This window comes from Arthrobacter sp. TE12231 (assembly GCF_054062895.1).
Genome location: NZ_JBSSFS010000001.1, coordinates 124,330 through 147,498, shown reverse-complemented (window position 1 = coordinate 147,498; position 23,169 = coordinate 124,330). Strand labels below are relative to the sequence as shown.

Sequence of the window (23,169 nt, the reverse complement as noted above, 5' to 3'; positions counted from 1 at the left end):
TCACACTCTGACGGATCCGTGCGGACCGCATCGCGGAACCCCCGCCCGCTGCGACCGCCTGTGACAAGGAAGAAGCCTCATGTCTGAACGCATCACCACGGCCGCTCCGGCCACTGCAGAATCCGACATTGCACCATCTGAAATTGCTGGAACCGCCGTCTCCGCCCACGGCGCATCCGGCGCCGGGAGCCGCGAGCCGCACCTCGCCCGAGCCCTGGGCAACCGCCACATCCAGTTGCTCGCCATCGGCGGCGCCATTGGCACCGGCCTGTTCATGGGGTCCGGCAAGACCATCTCCCTCGCCGGCCCGTCCGTGATTTTCGTCTACATGATCATCGGCTTCATGCTGTTTTTCGTCATGCGGGCCATGGGCGAGATCCTGCTCTCCAACCTGAACTACAAATCCTTCAGTGACTTCGCCGGCGACCTCCTGGGCCCCTGGGCCGGCTTCTTCACCGGCTGGTCCTACTGGTTCTTCTGGGTTGTCACCGGAGTGGCGGACATCGTCGCCATCTCCGGCTACGTGGACAAGCTCGCGCCCGGCACCCCCTTGTGGATCCCGGCGCTGCTCACCCCCGTGGTGCTGGTCCTCCTGAACCTCCCCACCGTGAAGGCGTTCGGTGAAGCGGAGTTCTGGTTTGCCATCATCAAGGTAGTGGCCATCGTGGCCCTGATCGCCACCGGCGCGATCATGATTGCAACCCACTTCACGTCCCCCAACGGCGCGGTAGCCAACCTCGCCAACATGTGGAACGACGGCGGCATGTTCCCGAACGGCATGTTCGGCTTCATCCTCGGTTTCCAGATCGCGATCTTCGCCTTCGCCGGCATCGAACTGGTGGGCACTGCCGCCGCCGAGACCAAGGACCCGGAGAAGAACCTGCCGCGTGCCATCAACTCCATCCCGGTCCGTGTCCTGCTCTTCTACGTCGGCGCCCTGGTGGTCATCATGGCCGTCAACCCTTGGCGCACCATCGATCCCGCCAGCAGCCCGTTCATCGGCATGTTCACGCTCGCCGGGCTGGGGATCGCCGCCGTGGTCATCAACCTTGTGGTCCTGACCTCCGCGGCCTCCAGCGCCAACTCCGGGATCTACTCCACCTCCCGCATGATCTACGGCCTGGCCCAGGACGGGAACGCGCCGAAAGCCTTCGGAAAGCTGAGCAGCCGCAAGGTCCCGCAGAACGCGCTGCTGTTCTCCTGCATCTTCCTGCTCGCCGGACTCGTCCTGCTCTACGCCGGCGACTCCGTGATCGGTGCGTTCACTATCGTCACCTCCGTGGCCTCCGTGCTGACCATGTTCGTGTGGTCCATGATCCTGATCAGCTACATCGTCTTCCGCCGCCGTCGGCCGGCCCTGCACGCGGCGTCGAAGTTCAAGATGCCCGGCTCCGCCTTCATGCCGTACGTGGTCCTCGCGTTCTTCGTCTTCATGCTCGTGGCGCTGGCCCAGGCCGATGACACCCGCCTGGCACTCTTCGTGGCCCCCATCTGGTTCCTCCTGCTGGGTGCCGCCTGGCACTTCAACCGGAAGACACCGCTGCAGCAGGCGCGGATTGTGGAATGGCAGGCCGTCCGCTCGGAGGAAGTCGTCCGCACCACCGTCTGACCCCTGAGCCTCCGCTAAGCCTCGACAGAGACACCCCGGCACGGACACGCCGTGACGGGATGTGCAGGAGCCCCGACCGGATTCTTCCGGCCGGGGCTCCTGCCCTTGATCGTGCGATCGCCTGCGGTGCCTTTACTCCCGTGTCCTGACGGCAGCCGGGACGACGGCGACGCGCGGCGAGACAGCCACGGCGGCGACGCCGATCACCGCCGTCAGCGCGAAGACTCCGGCGAACGACGCCGCCGCCGTCGTCGCCGTCGAGAACGCGGCAAACACGACTCCCGTGCCGGCGAGGGCCAGGGCGCCGCCGAGCGAATCCGAGATGGACATGGCCGAGCTGTTGAAGCCCTCTGTGTCCCTGGTGGAGAGGGCCAGGGTCATGACGCTCAGGCGCGGATACATCAGTCCCATGCCGCCCCCGGCGAGGATCCAGCCCGCGATCGCGACAGCGGCCGGCCAGGCCAGTACCGTCGTCACGAACGCCAGGACAACGGCACCGAGGACCAGGGCCGAGCCGATCCGCACCGCCCGCCGGTGCTCCAGCCGGGTTCCCAGCCTGCCCTGGATGGCCGAGGCCGCCGCCCAGGCGATGGCACCGCCGGTGAGCGTGAGGCCCGCAAAAGTGGGGGCAAAGGCATAGCGTTCCACGAGCAGGTACGGCAGATAGACCTCGGCGCCGAAGAATGCGGCGGACGCGAGCCCGCGCGTGAGGATGACGCTCGGCAGGCCGCGCCGGGCGGTCAGGGTCCCGCGCGGCATGAGGGGACGGACGGCCAGTAGTGCGACGGCGACGGCGGCCGCCGCCAGCACGCCGCCGGCCCCCGGGACCTCGGCGGACAGGTTCAGGCCCAGCACCGCGAGCGCTGCCAGGGCTGCCAACGCCAACTTGGCCGGACCGCCCGGCGGACGGGCACCCCCGGCAGTCTCCACGGCTGCCGCCTCACCGCCTGCCGACCCTGGGGCTGGCGGGGCGGCTGCTGCGGCGCCCGGGGTTCCGTGCAGGCCGCGCAAAGACGGGGCCGTCAGGAGCAGGGCCGGGACCACGAGTCCCACCACGCCGAGGAAAACCCACTGCCAGCCAGCCACTTGCGCCACGACGCCGGCAGCGAACGGGCCCACCAGGGACGGGATGACCCAGGCCGCGGAAAAGGCGGCGAAGATCTTCGGATGCAGCACCGGCGGGTAGACCCGGGCGATGACCACATAGAGGGCCACCGTCAGCGCACCCCCGCCCAGTCCCTGGACTAGCCGGCCGGACACGAGAACCGGCATGGTCCCGGCGGTACCGGCGATGAGCAGGCCCAGCACGAACATGCCCACCGCGGCCAGGAGCGGCGCCACGGGTCCTTTGCGGTCGGACCAGCTGCCGGCGGCCACCATACCGATCACCCCGGTGGCCAGCGGCCCGGCAAAGGCCAACGCATAGAGGCTTGCGCCGTCCAGCTCCCGGCTGACGAGCGGCATGATGGTGGTCACCGCAAGAGACTCGAAGGCCGCCAGGAACACCAGGGCGCAGGCGCCGAGCGTCACCAGCAGGTAGCTGCGGTGGAAGATGCCGGCTGATTCCGGGACGGATTCCTGGCTGGATTTCTGACTGGAGGTCCGACTAGGTTTCTGACTGGATTTCCGACTGAGTTTCTGACCGTCGTGTGGGTCGGTTCGGGGCACGTGCCACAGCCTACAAGAGCGGCACGCCGCGCACATCAGCTGCGTGCCCCGGCCCCGGCCGTCCGGCCACGTCAGCGGGCCGGGTCAGCCGGCCGCATCGAGTCCCTGGGCCGGGACCACGACGGCGCCGCTCGCCCGCGAGTCCGGATTCAGCATCCACCCCACACGTTTCACGGTGCTCAACATGACGACGCTTTCCACGAGCTCGATCCCGGGCACCTTCTGCTGCAACGCGAGCTCGATCGTCATGACGTCGGCCAGGGACTGCAACCACATGATGATCACGAAGTTCGTCGGACCTGTGGTGGAGGCGCTGAGCCTCACGTTCCGCATGGTCTTCAGCTCGGCCGCGGCTGCCTCATGCCGGCCGGCGGGGACGTTGACGAACCACTGGCAGGTCACGGGGAAGGCCGAGAACTTCTGAGCCACCTCGCACCGGAATGACAGGATGCCACTGGCGAGCACCCGGTTGAGCTGCCGCTGGACGGTCGCAGGGTGCCGGCCCAGACCGCGGGCAATGTCGGCCGCCGTGGCGCGTCCGTCCCTGGCCAGGAACGGCAGGAGCGCCAAGTGGCTTTCCGGCAACGGTCCGAGGGCGGCGGCCTGGGCGGCTCCGGCGGTCTCGGCGCCGGCCAATGTGCGCACGGCGGCCTGCTGTGCCCGGCTCAGCACGTTGAGCCGCCAGGAGCCGCCGCTGGCGTGCAGCCTGGTGCACAGTGCGGTCTGGTATTTGACGAGGCCGTCGATCTCCTTCAATCGCGCGATGACCTTCAGGCTAAAGTCGTCCAGGGAGGGCGTAATGACGGTCAGCATGAGGTCCCGGTTGCTGGCTGCCTCCTCTACCGTGACGATTTCCGGCATCTCGGCGAGCCGGGCGGTGACGTCCTGGCGCCGGTTCATTTCGCAATCCACGGCGACGAACGCCAGGCACATCTGGTGCGGGTCGCCGATCAGGTGGGCGGTGACCCAGGAGACGCCTGAGGCCCGCAGCCGTTCCCAGCGGGCGGCGAGGGTGGTGGCGTGGGCACCCAGCACCTCCGCGGCATCCGCCCAGCTCAGGCGCGGAGCGATCTGCAGGACGTTGATCAGGGCGAGGTCGTCCTCGCTGAGTTCCATTATTCTTCCCCTCATTCGTGCACGAAAACTGCGACTCCAGCCGGTTTTTGCATTTTTTCAGGCCTTTAGCAGCATGTGAACCATGTCACTTGAGAATAGACGCAGGCAGTCCTCACCAGACCCAAACCAAGCCGCAGCGACAAAACCAATTCGTCAATTACGCGATTCCGACAAACGACAAGCAAGGAGAAAACGTGCCGATCACCGCAGACGCCCGGGAAATGCAGGCGGACCTGGCCCGGTTCCGCCATGAGCTGCACCGGGAGCCCGAGATCGGCCTGGAGCTCCCGCGGACCCAGGAAAAAGTGCTGAAGGCGCTCGACGGGCTCGGCTACGAGATCACGCTGGGCCAGGCCACGACGTCGGTCACCGCGGTGCTGCGCGGGCAGGCTCCCGGAACGGGCGCCTGCTCCCGCCCCGCCGTCCTCCTCCGCGCGGACATGGACGGTCTGCCGGTACAGGAGAAGACGGGCGTGGACTACACGTCCAGGATCGACGGCGCCATGCACGCCTGCGGCCATGACCTCCACACGTCCATGCTGGCAGGAGCCGCCACCCTCCTGGCCGAACGCCGGCACCGGCTGGCCGGCGACGTCGTCCTGATGTTCCAACCCGGCGAGGAAGGCTTCGACGGCGCCAGCCACATGATCCGCGAAGGCGTGCTGGATGCCGCCGGCCGGCGCGTGGACGCCGCCTACGGCATGCACGTCTTTTCCGCCCTCGAACCGCACGGCACGTTCTGCACCAAACCCGGCGTCATGCTCAGCTCGTCCGACGGGCTGGTGGTCACGGTACTCGGCGCCGGCGGCCACGGCTCGGCCCCGCATTCGGCCAAGGACCCCGTGACGGCGGCGGCCGAGATGGTCACCGCCCTCCAGGTCATGGTCACCCGCCAGTTCAACATGTTCGATCCAGTCGTCCTCTCCGTCGGGGTTCTCCAGGCCGGCACCAAGCGCAACATCATCCCGGAAACCGCACGCATCGAGGCCACCATCAGGACCTTCTCCGAGGAATCCCGACAGAAGATGATGGACGCCGTGCCGCGCCTGCTGAAGGGCATCGCAGCGGCGCACGGCCTGGACGTCGACGTCGACTACCAGCAGGAGTACCCCCTCACCATCACGGACGAGGACGAAACGCACACCGCAGAGAACGTCATTGAGGGCTTGTTTGGCGATTCCCGGCTCGCCCGCTGGGCCACCCCACTGAGCGGCTCCGAAGACTTCTCCAGGGTGCTCGCCGAGGTCCCCGGGACGTTCATCGGCCTCAGCGCCGTCCCCCGGGACGCCGACCCCACCGCGTCCGCGTTCAATCACTCCCCATACGCCACGTTCGACGACGGCGTGCTGGCTGACGGCGCCGCACTCTACGCGGAGCTCGCCATATCGAGGCTGACCGCGCTTGCGGCAGCAGACGCCCCCGCCGCGACTGCCCCTGTCGCCGCTGCCTCCACCCTTTCCTAGCCCCACCCCCGAGGGAGAAGACCATGATTACAACCGCGTCCACGACGCCGGCAACCCGGACATCCACCCGCAAGACGATCATCGGCACCGGCATCGGCAACGCCGTTGAATGGTACGACTGGGCCATCTACGCCACGTTCACGCCGTTCATCGCCAGCCAGCTTTTCAGCAAGTCAGACCCTGCGTCCGCGGTGCTGTCCACGCTGGCGATTTTCGCCGTCGGCTTCGTTGCCCGCCCGTTCGGCGGCTTCCTGTTCGGCTGGATCGGCGACCGGATCGGCCGCAAGGCCTCCATGACCCTGGCCGTGGGGCTGGCGTCGGTGGGCAGCCTGATGATCGGCATCGCGCCGACCTTCGCCGCGGTGGGGGCCTGGGCCTCGTTGACGCTCCTGGTGGCGCGCCTGATCCAGGGACTGGCGCACGGAGGGGAGCTGCCGTCGTCGCAGACCTACCTGTCCGAGATGGCGCCGAAGGAACACCGCGGCTACTGGGCCACCCTGATCTACACCTCCGGCACGGTGGGAATCCTGTTCGGAACCCTGCTGGGTGCCGTGCTGAACATGACCCTAAGCACCGAAGTCATGAACGCGTGGGGCTGGCGCGTCCCGTTCCTGATCGGCGCGGCCATGGGCCTGTACGCGCTGATCATGCGGTCCCGGCTGCACGAAACGGACGTCTTTGAGGGCGAAGCCTCGGCGGAGAAGCGCGCCCCGATCTGGCCGCAGATTGTCCGCCACCGCAAGCAGGCCCTTCAGGTGATCGGCCTGACGGTCGGCCTGACCGTCATCTACTACATCTGGGGTGTTGTCGCCCCCAGCTACGCCACCACCGCGCTGAAGATCGACCGCGGCGAGGCCCTGTGGGCCGGCGTGATCGGTAATATCGTGTTCATCGCGGCGCTGCCCTTCTGGGGCAAACTGGCGGACCGCATCGGACGCAAGAAGGTTCTGTGGGCCGGTGCGATCGGCGCAGGCATCATGCACTTCCCGATGACCGCCCTGCTCAAGGACTCCGCCTGGCAGCTGGCCGTCAGCATGTCCGTCATGCTGATCTTCATCGCCGCCAGCGCTGCGATCGTGCCGGCCGTCTACGCCGAGCTGTTCCCCACGAGCATCCGCACCGTGGGCGTCGGAGTCCCGTACTCGATCTGCGTGGCGGTCTTCGGCGGCACCGCACCCTACCTCCAGCAGTGGCTCGGCACCACGGTGCAGATGCCGCAGCTGTTCAATGTGTACGCCGTGCTTCTGCTCGCCATCTCCGCGGTGTTCGTCTTCACCATCCCGGAGACGAAGGGCAAGGACCTCACCCTCTGAAACGGGGTCGGCCCTCTGTAGCAGGGTCGGCTCCCGATGCGCTGGCAGTTATGGCTCTTCTGGCGGGCTCAGAACAGCCATAACTGCCAGCGCATCGTGTTGAAGGGGTCAGCCGCCGACGAAGCGGGCCCGCCCGGCCCGGTACCCGAACACGGCGGCCAGCGAGCCCACCAGCAGGAACAGCACGCCCGCCGCGGCAAAGGATCCGGTGGCCTGGTGGAGCTGGCCGACCAGGAGGGTGCCGCTGGAGCCAAGCCCGTAGCCGACGCCCTGCATCATGCCGGAGAGGTGGGAGGCCGTGTGCCCGTCGCGGGTGCGGACCATGATCAGGGTCAGTGCGGCGGCGGTCAGGCTGCCCTGGCCCAGGCCGAGCAGGCCGGTCCACAGCCAGAGGAATTCGGTGGGACCGAAGATGCTCAGCGCGAACCCTCCCCCGGTCATGAGGGCCACCACCGTGTTGATGGCGCGCTGGTCCCGGAACCGGGTGGCCAGCGCCGGCGCGAACAGCGAGCCCAGCATCTGCAGCACAATCGAGGCCGAGACGATCAGTCCGGCCGTGCCGCCGTCCACGCCGCGTTCGCGCAGGATCGGGGCCAGCCACGCAAAGACGCTAAAGGACATCATGGCCTGCAGGACCATGAACAACGTCACCTGCCAGGCCACGGCGGAGCGCCACACGTTGACCCCGGCGCCCGTGCGGGGCTGCCCGCCCGGACGGGCCCGGAGCGCCGGGCGAAGGAACAAGAGAAGCACGACGCCGGCCGGCACCGCCCAGAACCAGAGCGCCGCTGTCCACTGCCCGGTCGCCCGGAAGACCGGGAACGTGAAGCCTGCACCGAGGGCGGCCGAGGCACAGATCGCAGTGGTGTAGAGCCCGCCCATGAGGCCCAGACGGTGCGGGAAGTCACGTTTGACGACGCCGGGCAGCAGCACGTTGCAGAGCGAAATCGCGGCACCGCACGCGGCGGTTCCGGCCAGCATGGCCGGCAGGTGCCCCACTCCGGGCAGCTCCACGGGCCGCAGCAGCAGCCCTGCCGTGAGCACGGCCATGGCACCGAGCAGCACACGCTCGGCACCGAACCGGCGTGCCAGTCCGGGGGCGAGCGGGGCGAACACGCCGAGCAGCGTCACCGGCACGGTGGTGAGCACCATAACCGCCCAGGCCGGAAGCCCGGCGTCGGCCGTGACCTCGGGTAGGACCGCGGCGAAGCTCGAGAACACCGTGCGGAGGTTAAGCCCGATCAGGACCAGGCAGACGCCTAAGTACGCGAGCATGCGGCGGCTGGCCGCGTGCGGCGGCCCGGCGGGCTCGTCCCTGGGAACGGCCCGTGGCGAAAGATCCTGCTGGTCAGTTTTCCCGGCTGAGGTCACCCGCCCCATTCTTGCAGTCCGGGGCCCCGGCGGCCTCGTTGCCAGGCGCCTGGCGGATTCCCGGGGCGGGCCGGGCCCGCAAACTCAACTATTCTGGAAAGGATGAGCGAATCCCCAGAAACCCCCGGCACGCCGGAAATGCCGCTGTCCGGCGCCCCGGACGAGACACAGTCGCCCCGCCCCGTGACCCCGGGCAGCCAGGCCTCGTTCGGCACATACGGGGGCCGTCCGGTCAGCTTCGTCCGCCGCGGCACACGCCTGCAGGGACGCCGCCAGGCCGCCTGGGAGGAGCACGCGGACCGCTGGGCGGTGGAGGTCCCGCGCCACGTCGCCAACACCTCCGTGCACCCGGACTACGTCTTCGACGCCGAAGCCGAATTCGGCCGCAAGGCTCCGCTGATTGTGGAGATCGGTTCCGGGCTGGGCGACGCCGTCTGCCACGCCGCCGAGGAAAACCCGGACAAGGACTTCCTGGCCGTGGAGGTCTACACCCCCGGCCTGGCCAACACCCTGATCAAAATCAACAGCCGCAAGCTGAGCAACGTCCGGGTGGTGGAAGCGAACGCCCCCGAGGTGCTCGCCACCATGCTGCCGGCCGGCTCGGTCACGGAACTGTGGGTGTTCTTCCCTGACCCGTGGCACAAGTCCCGGCACCACAAGCGCCGCCTCATCCAGCCGGCCTTCGCCGACCTCGCGGCCCGCGCCATCAGGCCCGGCGGCATCTTCCGGATCGCGACCGACTGGTCCAACTACGCCGTCCACGTCCGCGAAGTCATGGCGGGCTCCGCAGAGTTCGAGAACCTGCACGAGGGTGAGCGCGCCGGCGCGGACAGCCCCCTGACCCAGGTATGGGAATCCGGCGTCGAATCCCGGGTGGGCGGAGCGCCCGTCAAGGAGGGCCGGGCGCCGGTCAGCACCGAACACACCGGGCCCAACGAAGGCGTCGACGGGACCGGCGGCTGGGCGCCTCGGTTTGAGGGGCGGATCCTCACCAGCTTCGAGAACAAGGCCCACGAAGCCGGGCGCCTGATCTTCGATCTCAGCTACCGCCGCCGTTAGCTAAGACCGGCCCGCGGGAATCTGTTGCTGAACGCCTGCGCGTGGCACGATTACGGAAGAAGTTCGGTTATCGGGGCTGCCGGGGCTCCGGGACGCGGCTTGCCAGTTAGTACTAAGGAACCATCATCAAAGAAGAAATGAAGGACGCCGCGGACGTCGCCGAGGAAGTCACCAATTCCAAGCCGCTTGAAGTAGTGGCTCGGGCCGGGTTCGCCGTGTCAGGACTGTTGCACTTCCTCATCGGGCTGGTCGCAATCCGGCTCGCCATGGGCGGCCAGGGCCAGGCCGACGTGAGCGGCGCTGTGGAAGAACTCGCCGGGCAGCCGGCCGGGCCGCTGTTGCTCTGGACCTCGTTTGCCGCCTGCGTGGCGCTGGCCATCTGGCAGGCCAGCGACGCCATCTTCGACTTCGAGCACCTGCCCACCAAGAAGAAGGTCGGCAAGAAGCTCAAAGCCGGCCTGCAGGCCGTGGTGTACACCGGGTTTGCCCTCACCCTGGCCTCGGTCGCCACCGGCGCACACGCCGACCACCGCCAGTCAACCAGCGATCTGACCATCAACCTGATGAAGGCGCCCGGTGGCGTCGCGCTCCTGATTGTCATCGGCGCCGCGGTGGCCGTCACGGGGATCGTCTACGCGATCCGCGGCTTTCGGAAGTCCTTCATCAAGTACCTGCGCATGCCGTCCCAGAAGCAGGCACGCACCGCGGTGACGGTGGTCGGCGTCGTGGGCTACGCCGCCAAGGGCTTCGCTCTGCTGCTGGTGGGCCTGCTCATCATCATCGCCACCGTGAAGGCCCACCCGGAAGAGTCAACCGGGCTCGACGGCAGCCTCAAGGCCCTGCGCGAACAGCCGTTCGGTGTGTATCTGCTGGCCGCCGTCGGGGTCGGCCTGATCTGCTACGGCATCTTCATGGCGCTGCGCGCCAAGCTCGCGAAGATGTAGGTCCGCGAAGTTAAGGGGCCCGGGCGTGACCTGCCGGGGTTCATGCCCGAACGGTGTCCGCTAACCCTGCGGCACGGCGATGACGGCCACGGTCTGCTGCTGCTCATTGCGCATCTCGACGCTGGTGATCTTGGCCAATTGCACCGGCGTCGCCCCGGTGATCCGGACCTTTCCGGTGGGCGTGGCCGTCCATGCGCAGGCGCGGTCTTCGCCGCCGTCGCGGTCCTTCACCCACAGCGAGAGGGTCCCGTCGACGGGCAGGCTGCGGGCGTCCACGGCCAGTTCGGTGCCCCAGGTTTTCCTGACGAGTCCCACCGTGACCTCCAGCCCGCTGCTTGCCGTCACAGAGTAGCTTGCGTCAGGTTTGGCCGGCTGGTTCAGCAGCGGACCGGCCAGGATCCCCAGCGCCAGGCATGCGGCGGCGGCGCCGCCCACGGCCGACACCCACCGGCGCCGCACAGTCCGGCGCCGGCGCGCGAGCTCGTCGAGCAGCCTGCGCGGGACCGGCATGGGTTCCGGCCGAACAAGAGCCCGGTCCCGGGCGGCCGTAGCCGCCGCGGTGAGTCTGACGGCGTCGGGCACCGGGACCGCGTCGAGCAGCGCGGGGAGGCTGGCAAGTTCGTCCAGTTCCTGCCGGCAGTCCGCACAGACGGCCAGGTGCTGTTCGAAGGCGGCGGCCTCGGCCGGTTCCAGCCCGCCGAGCAGATACGCGCCGAGGAGCTCGTGCAGTCCGCCGCCGTTCACCGCTGCACCCCCATTTCGTCGAGAATTGTCCGCAGGGCCCGCACGGCGTAGAACGCCCGGGACTTCACTGTGCCGCTGGGGATCTTCAATTGGGCGGCTGCCTCCTGGACCGTGCAGCGGCGGTAATGAAGCGCCACCAGGACGTCGCGGTGCTCCGCGCTGAGCCGCAGGAGCGCCTCCTCCATCAGGACCTTGTTGAGTAGATCGTCGATGCGTCCGGCGGCGCCTGCGCCGTCGGTGGTGGCCGGAACTTCGCGGTCGCCGGTTTCCTGCGGGCGCCGCTGGGCCTTGCGATAGTTGTCGATCATGATGTTCCGGGCCGTCCGGAACAGGTAGCTGCGCAGGCTGCCGGTGATCTGCGGCGCCTGTTGCCAGACCCGCAGCACTGTCTCCTGGACGACGTCGTCGGCGAGCTGCGGGTCCCGGGAAGCGCTAAGGACGAACCGCCTCAAGGCCGCACCGTGGTCGCGGTAGATTGCGGCCACGACGTCCTCGTCCAGCGGCATGTCCCACCTCCCGCGAGTTGTGCTCTGCCCCCTGTAAGACGTACGGGCGCGCCCAATAGTTCAGTGTGCCCCGGGACTGCGCTGACGTGAACAGGGCTGCCCCTACGTGAACCATTTGGCGCCCCACATACGTCTTAGGGGGTAGCGCCGGCCTGGCGAGTCAGGCTGGCTCGAGTCAAGGAGCAGCAATGAAGAAGCATCTCAGCCTAGGCTTGACCGCGTTCGCCCTTGCCGCGCTATTGTCCGGCTGTGGCGGCGCGAGCACAACGACGTCAACGTCGGCAGCGCCGGCCCCCTCCTCCAGCAGCGCTGCGGCCAGTTCGGCGCCGGCGTCCACGTCCGCTGCGGACCTCACGGTGGCCCAGTCCACGGCCGGTGCGATCGTGGTGGGCAGCAAGGGACTGAGCGTCTACTCCTTCACTAAGGACACGAAGGACTCCGGGACCAGCACCTGCACCGCCGGGTGCGCGACGACGTGGCCCCCGGTCACATCGACGTCGGCGACCCCCACCGTTGACGGCGTGACCGGCAAGGTCGGAACCATTCCCACAGCTGACGGAAAGCTGCAGGTGACCATTAACGGGATGCCGATCTACTACTACTCCAAGGACCAGGCCGCGGGAGACATCACGGGCCAGGGCGTCGGCGGGGCCTGGTACCTCGTGGCACCGTCCGGGGAGATGATCAAGAGCGCGGCGGGCGGCTACTAAAAGGCACCCGGGCAATGCGCCGTGCGGCAGGGGCGGTCTCGGCAGCAACGCGCAATGGCGCCGCCGCCGAGACCGCAGGGAAAGCCGCTTAGGCGCCAGCCTCTTCGAACTCCACTGTCTCTTCGAACTCCACGGCGGCGAGGATCTCGTTGGTCCGCGGGTTCAGCATGAAGGCCTCGTCGTCGTCTTCGAGCATGAGGAATTCGCCCTGTTCGGTGGTGAAGTGCCAGGCCAGGGTGGTCTCCCCGTTGTGCTCGTAGTTGGGATCGCCCATGGTGATCCGTTCCAGGCTGTGCCCGGCAATGTCGCACAGCTCCCGGATAATCTGTTCGAACTCCGGCGCGTCCAGGAGGGCTTCGGCCGCTGCGGCGGCCTGGCGCTCTGCGAGGTCGGGGATGCGGGCCACCCTGCCGGCGATGTGGGCATCGAGGTCATCGTCGTCAAGGACCAGCAGGTCCGGCTGGCCGCGCAGCCACGCGGCATTCAGTGCCACGATGTCCTCCGCTTCGAGGACCGTTTCGAATTCCCCGTCCAGTTCTTCGATGCGCCGCACGGCGTCGGAGACGTCACCCTCCGGGTCGTCGGCCTCCGTGTCGCCTCCGGCGACCCAGCTGCTGCCGCCGTCGAGGTAGGTGTCGACGTCGGTGTCGGTCAGGGCACCGAAAGCCGCCACCGTTCGGTTGAAGAGGTCCAGATGCGCGGCCGCGCCCATGCCCGCCAGCCCTTCCCGGACATAGGGATCGATTTCCTCGCGTTCCGGCACGGTGAACACGTACTGCGCGAAGCCGCCGGCCTGCGCCTGCGTCAGGTAGAAGTCCACGTAGTAGCTGCGCAGCGCGGTCGGGGAGATCTCGTCCGCATCCAGCAACTCCTCGAACATGGCGTTGACCACGTTGACGTTTGCGTCGACGACGTCCTCGTTGCCACCCCTGAGGCTTTCCGTTGTCAGCACGGTCGGGTAGCTGTGGGCGGACTGGCTGGTGGGCTCACCGTTGGTCATGCGAAATCCTTACTGCTGGAACTGCTGATACTCCGGACCCCTCCACGGTAGGTCCGTCGTCCCTGCCGGGAGCCGTGCCCCAGTTGAACGTCAGGCGAAGTTTGGGGGATGTTCCCCGGCGGCCGGCGAAGTTCCGGGGACCTTAAAGGCTCGCTAAGATGGATCAGATGACCTCCTGCCGAAAGTAGCGCGCACATGCCATCCCATCCGGACGAGAGTGCGGCACTGGCAATTCAGACTCCCGCGATCAACGACCGCTCCCTTGCGGCCGGACTTGCTTACGCCATGGGGAGCCGCGTTTCCGGAATGTCTTTCGATGCCGCCACCGGGCTGCTCCTGGGCAAGGTGCGGGGCGGCGCCGACGTTCCCTACTCCACGACGGCCAAGCTCGTGCGGAAAACCGGCGGCTGGAGCTGCACGGTGGGCGTCTGCAGCTGCCCGGTACGCAAGGATTGCAAGCACGTGGCGGCCCTGCTGTTCTCGGCCGAAGACAACCCGGCCATCCGGATTCAGCTGCTGGCCCCGGCGGAGTCCACGAGGCTGTCCCGCCAGAGCGCGCCGCCGGAGCTGGCCGACTGGGAGCAGGCGCTCAGTCCGCTGATCGCCAGCCCGGGCATCACCCCGTCCGCCAACGGCACGCCCCTGGCGCTCCAGTTCGACGTCGAGGAACCCGCCCCGCATTTTTCCTACACCGGCCGCCGCGATCCGCTCCGCAGCGTCCGCCAGCTCAAGGCACGGCCCGTGATCATGGGGGCCAAGGGCAAGTGGATCCGCGGCGACGTCTCCTGGAGCACGCTGAGCTACCTGAACTACCGGCGTGAATGCAACGAGGCGCATGTGGAGTGGATGCAGGAGTTCCTCGCCTCGCACACCGCCGTGGCGAACCGCCAGCATGCCGGCACCGGGCTGTGGCTGGGGCTCAACACCTACGCCGGCAAGAACCTGTGGAGCCTGCTGTCCCAGGCCCAGAAGATCGGCCTCGCCCTGGTGCACAGCCGCGGGACGGAGCCGGTACGGTTAGTTCAGGAGCCGGCCGCCGTCGGGCTCAACCTGGCGCGGTTCGGCACTGGCGGGGACGACGGCGGGCTGGAACTCGCGCCGACCATCACGGTGGAAGGCGAAGTGGTGGATCCGGCGTCGGTGGGGACCATCGGCCGCCCGGCGCATGGAATCTTCCTGACGTCCGACGGCGGCGCCCTGCCCGGCGGCGCCCCGACCGACCCCATCATCACGCTCGCCCCGCTGGAAAGCGGGCTCAGCGAGGAACTGCTGACCTTCGTCACGGGCGGGACCACCCTGCACATCCCTGCCCGGGACGAAAGCCGCTTCCTGACCGGTTTCTATCCCAAACTCAAGCAGACCGCCCGGGTAACGGCCTCGGACGAGTCCGTGGAACTGCCCGCGCTTGCCGTCCCCACCCTGTCCCTGCTGGCCAACTACGGTGCCGACCACCGGGTCCGGCTGCACTGGGAATGGCATTACAAGTCCGGGAACCTCGTCACGGCGCAGCCGTTGTGGCGGCATCCGGGCGACCACGGCTACCGGGACGACCCCGCCGAGGCCCGCATCCTGGAAGCCGTCGGGCAACCCTGGGACGTGGTCCCGGCCCTGGGCGAATCCGCGACCGGAGGCTGGGGCACGCCGCGCCTGGCGGCCACGGCGGAACTGTCCGGGCTGGACACGCTCGCCTTCACCGAGGACGTGCTCCCCCGGCTCCGCGACCTCCCCGGCGTCGCGGTGGACACCTCCGGCGAAATCGCGGACTACCGCGAAGCCGAGGAAGCGCCCGTGGTCGCGATCTCCACGAAGGCTACGGACAGCCGCGACTGGTTCGATCTGGGCATTGTCATCACCCTGGAAGGCCAGCCGGTGTCCTTCGCGGCGCTGTTTTCCGCCCTCGCGGCCGGGCAGACCCGCATGCTGCTGCCCAGCGGGGCGTACTTCTCCCTGGACCTGCCGGAGCTGCACCAGCTGCGGGCATTGATCGATGAGGCCCGCTCGCTGCAGGACAACCCGGGCGACAAAGACGCGCCCCTGCAGATCAGCCGCTTCCAGGCCGGACTGTGGGACGAGCTCGCGCACCTCGGCATCGTCGACGAACAGGCGGCTGCCTGGCGCGAATCCGTTGGCGGCCTGCTGGAAGGCGACATCAAGGGGCTGCCGCTACCCGCGACGCTGAACGCCGAGCTCCGCCCGTATCAGCTGGAAGGCTTCAACTGGCTGAGCTTCCTGTACCGCCACGGGCTGGGCGGCGTGCTGGCTGACGACATGGGCCTGGGCAAGACCGTCCAGGCCCTGGCATTGATCTGCGCCGCGAAGGATGCGGCCACAGGAGATGAAGCCCAGTCCGACGCCGGGACCGCACCCTTCCTCGTCGTCGCCCCCACCAGCGTGGTGGGCAACTGGGAGGCTGAGACGGCGCGGTTCGCGCCGGGACTGACGGCGCGTGCCATTGGCGAAACTTTCGCCAAGAACGGTGCGGACCCGGCCGAGGCGATGGCCGGCGCAGACATCATCATCACCTCGTATGCCCTATTCAGGATCGACTACGAGGCCTATGCGTCCCGGACCTGGGCGGGCCTGGTCCTGGATGAGGCCCAGTTCGTCAAGAACCACCAGTCCAAGGCCTACCAGTGCGCCCGCAAGTTGCCGGCCGCCTTCAAACTCGCCATCACCGGCACCCCGCTGGAGAACAACCTGATGGAGTTCTGGGCGCTGACCTCGATCGTGGCGCCCGGGCTCTTTTCCAGCCCCAAACGGTTCGCCGAGTATTACCAGAAACCGGTGGAAAAGAACGGCGATAAGGCACAGCTGGACAAGCTCCGGCGCAGGGTCCGGCCGCTCATGATGCGGCGGACCAAGGAACAGGTCATCCGGGACCTGCCGCCCAAGCAGGAGCAGATCCTGGAAGTCGTGCTGAATCCGCGGCACCAGAAGGTCTACCAGACGCACCTGCAGCGGGAACGCCAAAAGATCCTGGGCCTGATTGACGACGTCAACAAGAACCGCTTCACCATCTTCCAGTCGCTGACCCTGCTCCGGCAGCTCAGCCTGGACCCGTCGCTGATCGACCCCTCGCTCTCCGGGGTACGGGCCAGCAAGCTTGATGTCCTGTTCGAGCAGCTCGCGGACCTCGTGGCCGAGGGCCACCGGGCCCTGATCTTCAGCCAGTTCACCGGCTTCCTGGGCAAGGTCCGGGAGCGCCTGGTCGAGGAAAACATCGAGTTCTGCTACCTCGACGGCAGCACGCGCAACCGCTCCGACGTCGTGAACGAGTTCAAGAACGGCGCCGCACCGGTGTTTCTCATCAGCCTCAAGGCCGGCGGCTTCGGCCTGAACCTGACCGAGGCCGACTACGTGTTCCTGCTGGACCCGTGGTGGAACCCGGCGTCGGAGGCCCAGGCCGTGGACCGGACCCACCGGATCGGCCAGGCGCGGAACGTCATGGTCTACCGGCTGGTCGCCAAGGACACCATCGAGGAGAAGGTCATGGCCCTCAAGGCGAAAAAATCCCAGCTCTTCGCCGACGTCATGGAAGGCGACGCGCTCAGCGGCGGCGCCCTGACCGCCGAGGACCTGGCGGGGCTCTTCAACGACTGACACGGTTGACCCGCAACGCGCCGGGTCCCCGGCCCGGACTTCAGCCGCGGGGCCGGGTCCGGAGCCGGGCCAGGAGCGTCGCGGCGAGCAGCGCCGTCGTCATTTCCAGCACGATGACCGCCAGCAGCGCACCGGCACCGGACGGCGCCGCACCGGAGGCAGCGGCCGCGGCACCATGATGGCTGTGGCCCTCGGCGCCGGACCCGACGCCGAGGAGCAGAACCGCGTGGACCCCGGTCATCACCAGTGCCGAGGCCATGACCTGGCGCAGGGAGCTGACCCGTCCGTGGCGCCAGATGTGCACGGCGCACGGCAGGCACACCGCCACCATGGCGAGCATGAGCACGTTTAGCCAGGTCCCGTGCTGGTTCCCGGCGACAAGCCACAGGTGCGCGAGGCACGACCCCGCCGTCACGGCGGCGCAGATCCGGGGATGGAGCACGATGCCGGACCGGCGGCCCCATCTGAGGGCGACACTCACGGCGTCGGACTAGCTGTGGCAGTGGCCGCCGGCGTCGCCATGGCAACCGGAGGACTGCTGGGCGTTGGCGGGCACATCCAGGACGGGGCTGCGGTCAAAGAAGCCCTCGGGGCGCAGCTTGAAGCCGGCCGTGTCCACGGGCATGATCGGCCAGTCCTCGGGCCGCGGGAAGTGGGTGAGGCCGAAGGTGTGCCAGAGGACGATGTCCTGGCCGTCCAGGTCCCGGTCCTGGGCGATGTAGGCCGGCAGACCGGCTCCGCCGGCGTGCTGGTTCACGAAGTCGCCCGTGGGGTACATCTCGTCTTCGGCGAACCGGGTCACCCAGAGGTCTTTCGTGGCAAAGGCGGCACGCCGGGCGATGGAAGACTCCGGGTCCGCCAGCAGGGTGGGCTGCCCTTCGGCATGGAGCTTGTAGGCCACGGGTTCGCCGAGGCGGTTGCGTGATTCCGGGTTGGAGATGACCCAGGTCCGGCCGCTGCGGGCGTCGGCCTCGCGGGCGCCATCGGATTCACGGGCGATCACGGTGCGCTTCCGGGAGAAGGCGTTGCCGCGTTCGTTGCCTTCGCCCATCGCCTGCCGGACCACGTCTTCTTCCTCAACCCGGTTGGTGAGGCCGTCGACCGCCATATCCAGGCGGGCGCTGAACAGGTGCTGGTGGTACGGGGCGCCCAGGCCCGGGGCGAGCTGGGAGATGTTGGCCGATCCGCCCTCCGGGTAGGCGGAGGTGAAGACGACGCCGGTGGCCTTGGCCTCGAACTCAATGGTGCCGTCGAGGTAGAGGTACCAGTAGAAGCCGTAGTCGTAGTTGCCGATGGTGGTGAAGAAGGAGATCACCAGGCGGCGGTTGCGGCGGGTGTAGTTGATGCCCGTCCAGAGGTCACTGTGCTTGGCCAGGATCCCCCAGTCTTCCTCGTGCATGCAGATGCCGTTGCGGATCTCGCGGGGGTTGCCGAAGGCGTCACTGATGACGGGGCTGAGGTACGTGATCTCGCCGAGGCAGTCGCAGCCAAGCTCCAGGGAGTTCGCGTACTGGCCCACGAGGTATTCGCCGGTATCGAAGTAGTTCTGCCAGGACCGGATCGGCGACGGGTCCCCGTACGGGACCACCATTTCGGCGATCGACGCCCGGTTGATGACGGGACGCAGCCGGTCGCCGTCCCGGAACGCAAGGTTGTGGAGCACCACGCCTTCGCGGACATCGAAGCCGACGTCGACGCTCCACTTTTCCCACTCGATGTGATTCCCGCCGGTGACGGTGAAGCTGGGCCCCTCTGGCTGGGTGATGTTGATGGGCTTCTGCGTGGTCCGCAGCGGCCCGGTCAGCTCAGGATCCGTGTAGTTGCCGTGTTCGGCGGGAATCGGGACGACGCCGGTGTCCAGCACCTGTGTGACTTCCTTGCTGACGACGTCGACGTACGCCACGAGACCGTCCACGGGGTGCGCCCAGGCGCTGTCTTCCGGGAAATCCTGAACGAAGGCCAGGCCACGCAGGATTCGGCGTCCTTTTTCCTCCGGGTATTCGAACACACCGGCAGACAGCGGGGCGACGCGGACCTTGCTGACGTCCAGGCCGCGGCTGGCCAGCGCCTTGAGCCACCGCTCGTCCGTGGCCAGGAGCTGCTCGACGACCTCGAACTCCTCTTCCAGGACAGGAAGCTCGCCGGTCACCGCTGTGTCCAGCTCGACGACGGAGACCACCGCACCGCTGGACACCGAGACGGTCACGTCGGCCGGGCGCCCTCCCGAGACGTCGTGGATGAAGGCCCGGAACCGGCGGTCCTCGCTTGCCTCCGGCGCGTTCCTGGCGGGGTCCACCAGGCCCAGGTACGCGATGCGCTTGCTCTCGCCCAGCAGGCCCGCCGCTCGCAGGATGCCTTGGACTGCGGTGATTTCGACGTCCGCGGCCAGACTGTACGGGCCATACGGAGTGCGGGTGTCAGTTTGTGCGGTCATCATGACGGCCTTCGATCGGGGACCCTGGCGGGTCAGAACTTTATTTTCTATACTTGTAGAGAATACGGAAATGTAAGCTGTGCCACAAGAGTCCGACGCAAAATAATTGGGGAGCTGTCCGGTGCCAAAGATTGTCGACCACGACCAGCGGCGGCTCGAACTCGTCGACGCCACATGGCGGATTATCGCCCGGCTCGGGATCGAAAGTGCCACCATGCGGGAAATTGCCCTCGAGGCCGGCTTTGCGAACGGCGCCCTCAAGCCGTACTTTCCCACCAAGGATGACCTGCTGACCTTCGCGTTCGGGCACGTCTTCAACCGCACCAACGAGCGCATCGCGGAAGTCACCGCCGGGCAGGTCGGGCTCGCGGCCCTGCGGGCATTTTGCGTCGAGGTGCTGCCGCTGGATGAGGAGCGGATCAATGAGGCCCGGATTGTCATCCCGTTCTGGCAGAAGGCCATCAACGACCCCGACAAGGCCCGGATCCACCGGGATTCGATGGAGCAGTGGCTTGCGGCCATGCGGCGGTACCTGGCCGAGGCCCGGCACGCCGGGGCCGTCACCACCGCCGTCAACGACGCCGCCCTGGCCGGCCAGCTGCTCAACCTCCTCCTCGGCGCGCAGATCGCGGCGGCGCTCGCCCCGGAAGGCCAGGTGGAACTCGGGCTGAACGAGCAGCTGGAGGGATTCCTGACCCTGCTCGGCTGCTAGGCGCCTGCAACAGTCTTTTTTCGCCAGCTGTCGAAAAAAATGACATCGGCGGGCTGCGGGGCTACCCTAAAAGGAGTGTGTCCCATGACACAGTCCCCAAAATACGACGGCGTCAGGATCTTCGATGACCGCAGTTGCAGCCCGACCATCGTCCAGTCCCGCCGGGCAGGACGTCCAGACCAGCACGGCAGCCTCCTTCGAGCACTGGCGGCACCTCATCGCGGAGTCCTTCGTTCCCTTGGGCGCCTCGAGCCGCGATGCGGGCAACTTCCGCGGCCGCATGCGGTCCCGCAGGCTGGACCGCGTGGCGATCGTCGAAGTCTCCTCCACGAGCCATGAGGTCCACCGCACGCCGGCACTGATTGCCCAGTCCAACCAGCGCTACTTCAAGCTCAATCTCCAACTGCAGGGCACCGGACTCCTCATCCAGGACAACCGCGAGGCCCTCCTGTGCCCTGGCGACCTCTCCATCTACGACACCAGCCGCCCGTACACGCTTGCCTTCGAGGGGGACGCCCGGCTCATGGTGGTGATGTTCCCTTGGGATGCACTGTCCCTGCCGCCGGACTGCATCGCGCAGCTTTCGGCCGTGCGGATGGCGGCGGACAGCGGCCTCGCCGGGATCGTCGGGCCGTTCATCTCCCACCTCGCGAAGAACCTGGATGCGCTGAGCGGCCCCAGCGGCTCGCGCCTTGCGACGAACGCCCTCGATCTCGTCTCCACGATGCTGCACTCGGAACTGGACATGTCCCCGGACCGGATGCGGCCGCAGGCCCTACTCGCGGCCTCCGTCCGCGAGTACATCGACGCCAACCTGGCCGATCCCATGCTCTCGCCGGCGTCCATCGCGGCGGCCCACTTCATCTCCACCCGGCATCTGCATAACGTCTTCCATGAATCCGGGACCACCGTGGCGAGCTGGATCCGGACCCAGCGGCTGGAAGGGGCGCGCCGCGAACTGCGGGATCCGCTCCTGGCCGGCATGCCGGTAGGGGCCGTGGCCGCGCGCTGGGGCTTCCTGGATGCCGCCCACTTCAGCCGTACCTTCCGTGATGCCTTCGGCGAATCCCCCAGCGACTGGCGGCGCGGCGCCTGAGCCTGGCCTTCCACCCGGATTCGGACGCGGAAGGGGCGGTGCCGGATGTGTCCGGCACCGCCCCTTCTGTGTCCAAGGCTGGTGTCCAGCGCCGACAGCTAGGCGGAGACCTCGGCTCGCGCGGCCCTGCGCTCCACGGCAACTTCCACCAGCACGCCGGCGGCGAACACAATGGGCACAGTCAGCAGCAGGCCCACGGCCGTTTCGGCACTGCCGCCGATCAGTGCGGTGAAGTTGCTGATCACGAGGGACAGGACCCAGCCAAGCAGCACGGTGGCGAGCACCGGTGCCACCACGGTCTGCCAGAGCTGGCCGGGCACCCTTTCGCGCCGGAAGTACGCGACGACGGCCAGGGAGCAGAGCATGTACAGGACCAGGAGCGCCGCCACGGCCAACCCGCTGAACCAGGAGAAGAGGGTCAGGACAGGGTCCAGGGACAGCACGGCGAACGGCGCCACGAGCAGGAAAGCGACCACGGTCTGGATCCGGGCGGCGACGGCGGGGGCCTTGTGCCGGTTGGTCCGGGCCACTCCGCGGGGCATCGACCCGCGCAGGGCCAGCGAATGGAGGTAGCGGTTGATGCCGTTGTGGAAGGCGATGATGCCGGCCAGCAGGGAAGTCACGAGCAGCATGCCGGTGACGGTTCCGGCCCACGGCCCGAACAGCTCCACCATGGGTGTCAGCACGAAGGACGTGGAGTCGCCGGATTCCAGGGCCGCGCCCGCGGCGTCGATGACGTGCGAGGGGCCGTAGTAGCTGACCAGCATCCACGAAATGAAGGAGAAGAAGACCGCGATGACCCCCACCGAAAGATAGGTGGCACGGGCCACCGTGCGGTGGGCGTCCTTGGCCTCGGCCGAGTAGATGGCCGTGGATTCAAAGCCGAACATCGAGGCGACAGCGAACATGATGGCTACGCCCGGGGCGCCTGCGCCGATCGCCGCGGGAGAGAAGGAGGCAGCCAGGCTGAGCCCTTCCGGTCCGCCGCCCCGCAGCAGCACGGTGAAGCCAAACATGAGCAGGATCGCGACCTCGAGGCCTACGAGCACCGCCAGGACCCGGGCCCCGAGTTCGATGTTGAGGGATCCCAGCACCTGCACGCCCGCCATGGTGATCATGGCCAGCAGCCACCAGGGAACCACGATCCCGGCGGTTCCGAGGACGCCCGAAAACGCGGCGCCGTATAGCCCGTACATCGCAGCCTGGACCGTGCTGTACGCGAGGAGCGCGAGCCACGCCGCTCCGGCCCCGATCTTCCGCCCAAAGGCGGCGGTGACATAGGCGTAGAAGGCGCCGTTGGCCTGGATCTTGCGGCTCATCGCGACGAACCCGACGGCGAAGATCACGATCACGATGCCCACCACCAGATACGCGCCGGGCGCGCCGGGACCGTTGCCGAGGGCCGCGGCCAGCGGTGACGCCCCGACGATTCCGGTCAACGGCGCCTGGGCGGACAACACAAAGAAGAGAATGCCCATGACGCCGACGCTTCCGGCGCGCAGCGCGGTGGAGTGCTCCGTGCGAGGACTGGCTTCTGCGGTCGGGGACTCGGATTTTGAAATACTCATCGGATCCTTCTTAACGGTCATGAGTCTGGGAAATTTCGGTCTGGGAATATGGGGGGTGCGTTGCACCGTGAAATCCAGCATGGCAGGTGGCGCGCGTCACGCTCTTGTCGCTCAGCGATCGGTTGTTGTTCCCCAGCGCAATGGAATCCCGGGCCCTCGCGATCATTCGCAGCGGGTCAACTGCAGTTCGCGCAAAGACAAGACTGCAGGTCCGGCACCGGAGGAAACTCGGACATGACAGTACGGGCGCTCTGGA

The 23,169-nt window shown here is 67.8% G+C and carries 18 protein-coding genes; 9 read left to right on the top strand and 9 right to left on the bottom strand.

Features of this window, described 5'->3' with window-relative positions:
- The first annotated feature begins 79 nt into the window (after window positions 1-79).
- Window positions 80-1,609, top strand: a complete 1,530-nt coding sequence (gene cycA, locus ACVWYS_RS00625; RefSeq protein WP_456509200.1) for a D-serine/D-alanine/glycine transporter — start codon at window positions 80-82, stop codon at window positions 1,607-1,609.
- A gap of 132 nt (window positions 1,610-1,741) precedes the next feature.
- On the opposite strand, the gene ACVWYS_RS00620 is transcribed toward cycA, so the two are convergent.
- Both ACVWYS_RS00620 and ACVWYS_RS00615 read right to left on the bottom strand, forming a co-directional pair.
- Window positions 1,742-3,163: an MFS transporter gene (locus ACVWYS_RS00620; RefSeq protein WP_344366081.1), complete on the bottom strand. Its 1,422-nt coding sequence runs from the start codon at window positions 3,161-3,163 to the stop codon at window positions 1,742-1,744.
- Between the two features lie 198 nt (window positions 3,164-3,361).
- Window positions 3,362-4,393, bottom strand: a complete 1,032-nt coding sequence (locus tag ACVWYS_RS00615) for an Lrp/AsnC family transcriptional regulator (RefSeq protein ID WP_456508077.1) — start codon at window positions 4,391-4,393, stop codon at window positions 3,362-3,364.
- Window positions 4,394-4,587: 194 nt separating this feature from the next.
- On the opposite strand from ACVWYS_RS00615, the gene ACVWYS_RS00610 reads away from it, so the two are divergent.
- Together ACVWYS_RS00610 and ACVWYS_RS00605 are read left to right on the top strand one after the other, a co-directional pair.
- Window positions 4,588-5,856 (top strand): M20 metallopeptidase family protein, encoded by a 1,269-nt coding sequence (locus ACVWYS_RS00610; protein ID WP_344365999.1) that lies wholly within the window; start codon window positions 4,588-4,590, stop codon window positions 5,854-5,856.
- A 23-nt stretch (window positions 5,857-5,879) separates the two neighbouring features.
- A complete protein-coding gene (locus ACVWYS_RS00605; protein WP_116767248.1) occupies window positions 5,880-7,169 on the top strand; it encodes an MFS transporter in 1,290 nt (429 codons plus the stop codon).
- 108 nt (window positions 7,170-7,277) lie between these two features.
- Here ACVWYS_RS00605 and ACVWYS_RS00600 read toward each other — a convergent pair whose 3' ends face one another.
- Window positions 7,278-8,549, bottom strand: coding sequence for an MFS transporter (locus ACVWYS_RS00600; RefSeq protein ID WP_456508076.1), 1,272 nt, complete (start codon window positions 8,547-8,549; stop codon window positions 7,278-7,280).
- Between the two features lie 93 nt (window positions 8,550-8,642).
- On the opposite strand from ACVWYS_RS00600, the gene trmB reads away from it, so the two are divergent.
- Both trmB and ACVWYS_RS00590 read left to right on the top strand, forming a co-directional pair.
- Window positions 8,643-9,599 carry a tRNA (guanosine(46)-N7)-methyltransferase TrmB gene (gene trmB / locus ACVWYS_RS00595; protein ID WP_456508075.1) on the top strand — a complete coding sequence of 319 codons (957 nt, stop codon included), beginning with the start codon at window positions 8,643-8,645 and terminating at the stop codon, window positions 9,597-9,599.
- A gap of 137 nt (window positions 9,600-9,736) precedes the next feature.
- Window positions 9,737-10,543, top strand: coding sequence for a DUF1206 domain-containing protein (locus ACVWYS_RS00590; RefSeq protein ID WP_116767250.1), 807 nt, complete (start codon window positions 9,737-9,739; stop codon window positions 10,541-10,543).
- Between the two features lie 60 nt (window positions 10,544-10,603).
- Here ACVWYS_RS00590 and ACVWYS_RS00585 read toward each other — a convergent pair whose 3' ends face one another.
- Both ACVWYS_RS00585 and ACVWYS_RS00580 read right to left on the bottom strand, forming a co-directional pair.
- Window positions 10,604-11,287 carry an anti-sigma factor family protein gene (locus ACVWYS_RS00585; protein WP_456508074.1) on the bottom strand — a complete coding sequence of 228 codons (684 nt, stop codon included), beginning with the start codon at window positions 11,285-11,287 and terminating at the stop codon, window positions 10,604-10,606.
- On the bottom strand, window positions 11,284-11,793 hold the full coding sequence (locus ACVWYS_RS00580; RefSeq protein ID WP_456508073.1) for a sigma-70 family RNA polymerase sigma factor: 510 nt from the start codon (window positions 11,791-11,793) through the stop codon (window positions 11,284-11,286). The genes ACVWYS_RS00585 and ACVWYS_RS00580 overlap by 4 nt, the downstream gene beginning before the upstream one ends.
- A gap of 188 nt (window positions 11,794-11,981) precedes the next feature.
- On the opposite strand from ACVWYS_RS00580, the gene ACVWYS_RS00575 reads away from it, so the two are divergent.
- Window positions 11,982-12,503 (top strand): COG4315 family predicted lipoprotein, encoded by a 522-nt coding sequence (locus ACVWYS_RS00575; RefSeq protein ID WP_344366011.1) that lies wholly within the window; start codon window positions 11,982-11,984, stop codon window positions 12,501-12,503.
- Window positions 12,504-12,591: 88 nt separating this feature from the next.
- Here ACVWYS_RS00575 and ACVWYS_RS00570 read toward each other — a convergent pair whose 3' ends face one another.
- Window positions 12,592-13,503: a DMP19 family protein gene (locus tag ACVWYS_RS00570; RefSeq protein ID WP_456508072.1), complete on the bottom strand. Its 912-nt coding sequence runs from the start codon at window positions 13,501-13,503 to the stop codon at window positions 12,592-12,594.
- Between the two features lie 195 nt (window positions 13,504-13,698).
- On the opposite strand from ACVWYS_RS00570, the gene ACVWYS_RS00565 reads away from it, so the two are divergent.
- Window positions 13,699-17,103 carry a DEAD/DEAH box helicase gene (locus tag ACVWYS_RS00565; protein ID WP_456509199.1) on the top strand — a complete coding sequence of 1,135 codons (3,405 nt, stop codon included), beginning with the start codon at window positions 13,699-13,701 and terminating at the stop codon, window positions 17,101-17,103.
- Between the two features lie 40 nt (window positions 17,104-17,143).
- On the opposite strand, the gene ACVWYS_RS00560 is transcribed toward ACVWYS_RS00565, so the two are convergent.
- Window positions 17,144-17,584, bottom strand: coding sequence for a hypothetical protein (locus ACVWYS_RS00560; RefSeq protein WP_116767256.1), 441 nt, complete (start codon window positions 17,582-17,584; stop codon window positions 17,144-17,146).
- Window positions 17,585-17,593: 9 nt separating this feature from the next.
- Entirely contained in the window at window positions 17,594-19,540 is a 1,947-nt protein-coding gene (locus ACVWYS_RS00555) for a primary-amine oxidase (protein ID WP_456509198.1), read from the bottom strand.
- A gap of 118 nt (window positions 19,541-19,658) precedes the next feature.
- Between ACVWYS_RS00555 and ACVWYS_RS00550 the strand changes: the two genes are divergently transcribed.
- Together ACVWYS_RS00550 and ACVWYS_RS00545 are read left to right on the top strand one after the other, a co-directional pair.
- A complete protein-coding gene (locus ACVWYS_RS00550) occupies window positions 19,659-20,249 on the top strand; it encodes a TetR/AcrR family transcriptional regulator (RefSeq protein WP_116767257.1) in 591 nt (196 codons plus the stop codon).
- A 124-nt stretch (window positions 20,250-20,373) separates the two neighbouring features.
- A complete protein-coding gene (locus tag ACVWYS_RS00545) occupies window positions 20,374-21,345 on the top strand; it encodes an AraC-like ligand-binding domain-containing protein (protein WP_456509197.1) in 972 nt (323 codons plus the stop codon).
- A 98-nt stretch (window positions 21,346-21,443) separates the two neighbouring features.
- On the opposite strand, the gene ACVWYS_RS00540 is transcribed toward ACVWYS_RS00545, so the two are convergent.
- On the bottom strand, window positions 21,444-22,913 hold the full coding sequence (locus tag ACVWYS_RS00540) for an APC family permease (protein ID WP_344366030.1): 1,470 nt from the start codon (window positions 22,911-22,913) through the stop codon (window positions 21,444-21,446).
- Window positions 22,914-23,169: the final 256 nt, after the last annotated feature.

What these genes read in the sequence shown, in the direction of transcription:
- cycA (WP_456509200.1), top strand. Translation starts at nt 80, where the DNA reads ATGTCTGAACGCATCACCACGGCCGCTCCGGCCACTGCAGAATCCGAC.
- ACVWYS_RS00615 (WP_456508077.1), bottom strand. Translation starts at nt 4,393, where the DNA reads ATGGAACTCAGCGAGGACGACCTCGCCCTGATCAACGTCCTGCAGATC.
- ACVWYS_RS00605 (WP_116767248.1), top strand. Translation starts at nt 5,880, where the DNA reads ATGATTACAACCGCGTCCACGACGCCGGCAACCCGGACATCCACCCGC.
- ACVWYS_RS00600 (WP_456508076.1), bottom strand. Translation starts at nt 8,549, where the DNA reads ATGGGGCGGGTGACCTCAGCCGGGAAAACTGACCAGCAGGATCTTTCG.
- trmB (WP_456508075.1), top strand. Translation starts at nt 8,643, where the DNA reads ATGAGCGAATCCCCAGAAACCCCCGGCACGCCGGAAATGCCGCTGTCC.
- ACVWYS_RS00590 (WP_116767250.1), top strand. Translation starts at nt 9,737, where the DNA reads ATGAAGGACGCCGCGGACGTCGCCGAGGAAGTCACCAATTCCAAGCCG.
- ACVWYS_RS00580 (WP_456508073.1), bottom strand. Translation starts at nt 11,793, where the DNA reads ATGCCGCTGGACGAGGACGTCGTGGCCGCAATCTACCGCGACCACGGT.
- ACVWYS_RS00575 (WP_344366011.1), top strand. Translation starts at nt 11,982, where the DNA reads ATGAAGAAGCATCTCAGCCTAGGCTTGACCGCGTTCGCCCTTGCCGCG.
- ACVWYS_RS00570 (WP_456508072.1), bottom strand. Translation starts at nt 13,503, where the DNA reads ATGACCAACGGTGAGCCCACCAGCCAGTCCGCCCACAGCTACCCGACC.
- ACVWYS_RS00565 (WP_456509199.1), top strand. Translation starts at nt 13,699, where the DNA reads ATGCCATCCCATCCGGACGAGAGTGCGGCACTGGCAATTCAGACTCCC.
- ACVWYS_RS00555 (WP_456509198.1), bottom strand. Translation starts at nt 19,540, where the DNA reads ATGATGACCGCACAAACTGACACCCGCACTCCGTATGGCCCGTACAGT.
- ACVWYS_RS00545 (WP_456509197.1), top strand. Translation starts at nt 20,374, where the DNA reads ATGACCGCAGTTGCAGCCCGACCATCGTCCAGTCCCGCCGGGCAGGAC.
- ACVWYS_RS00540 (WP_344366030.1), bottom strand. Translation starts at nt 22,913, where the DNA reads ATGAGTATTTCAAAATCCGAGTCCCCGACCGCAGAAGCCAGTCCTCGC.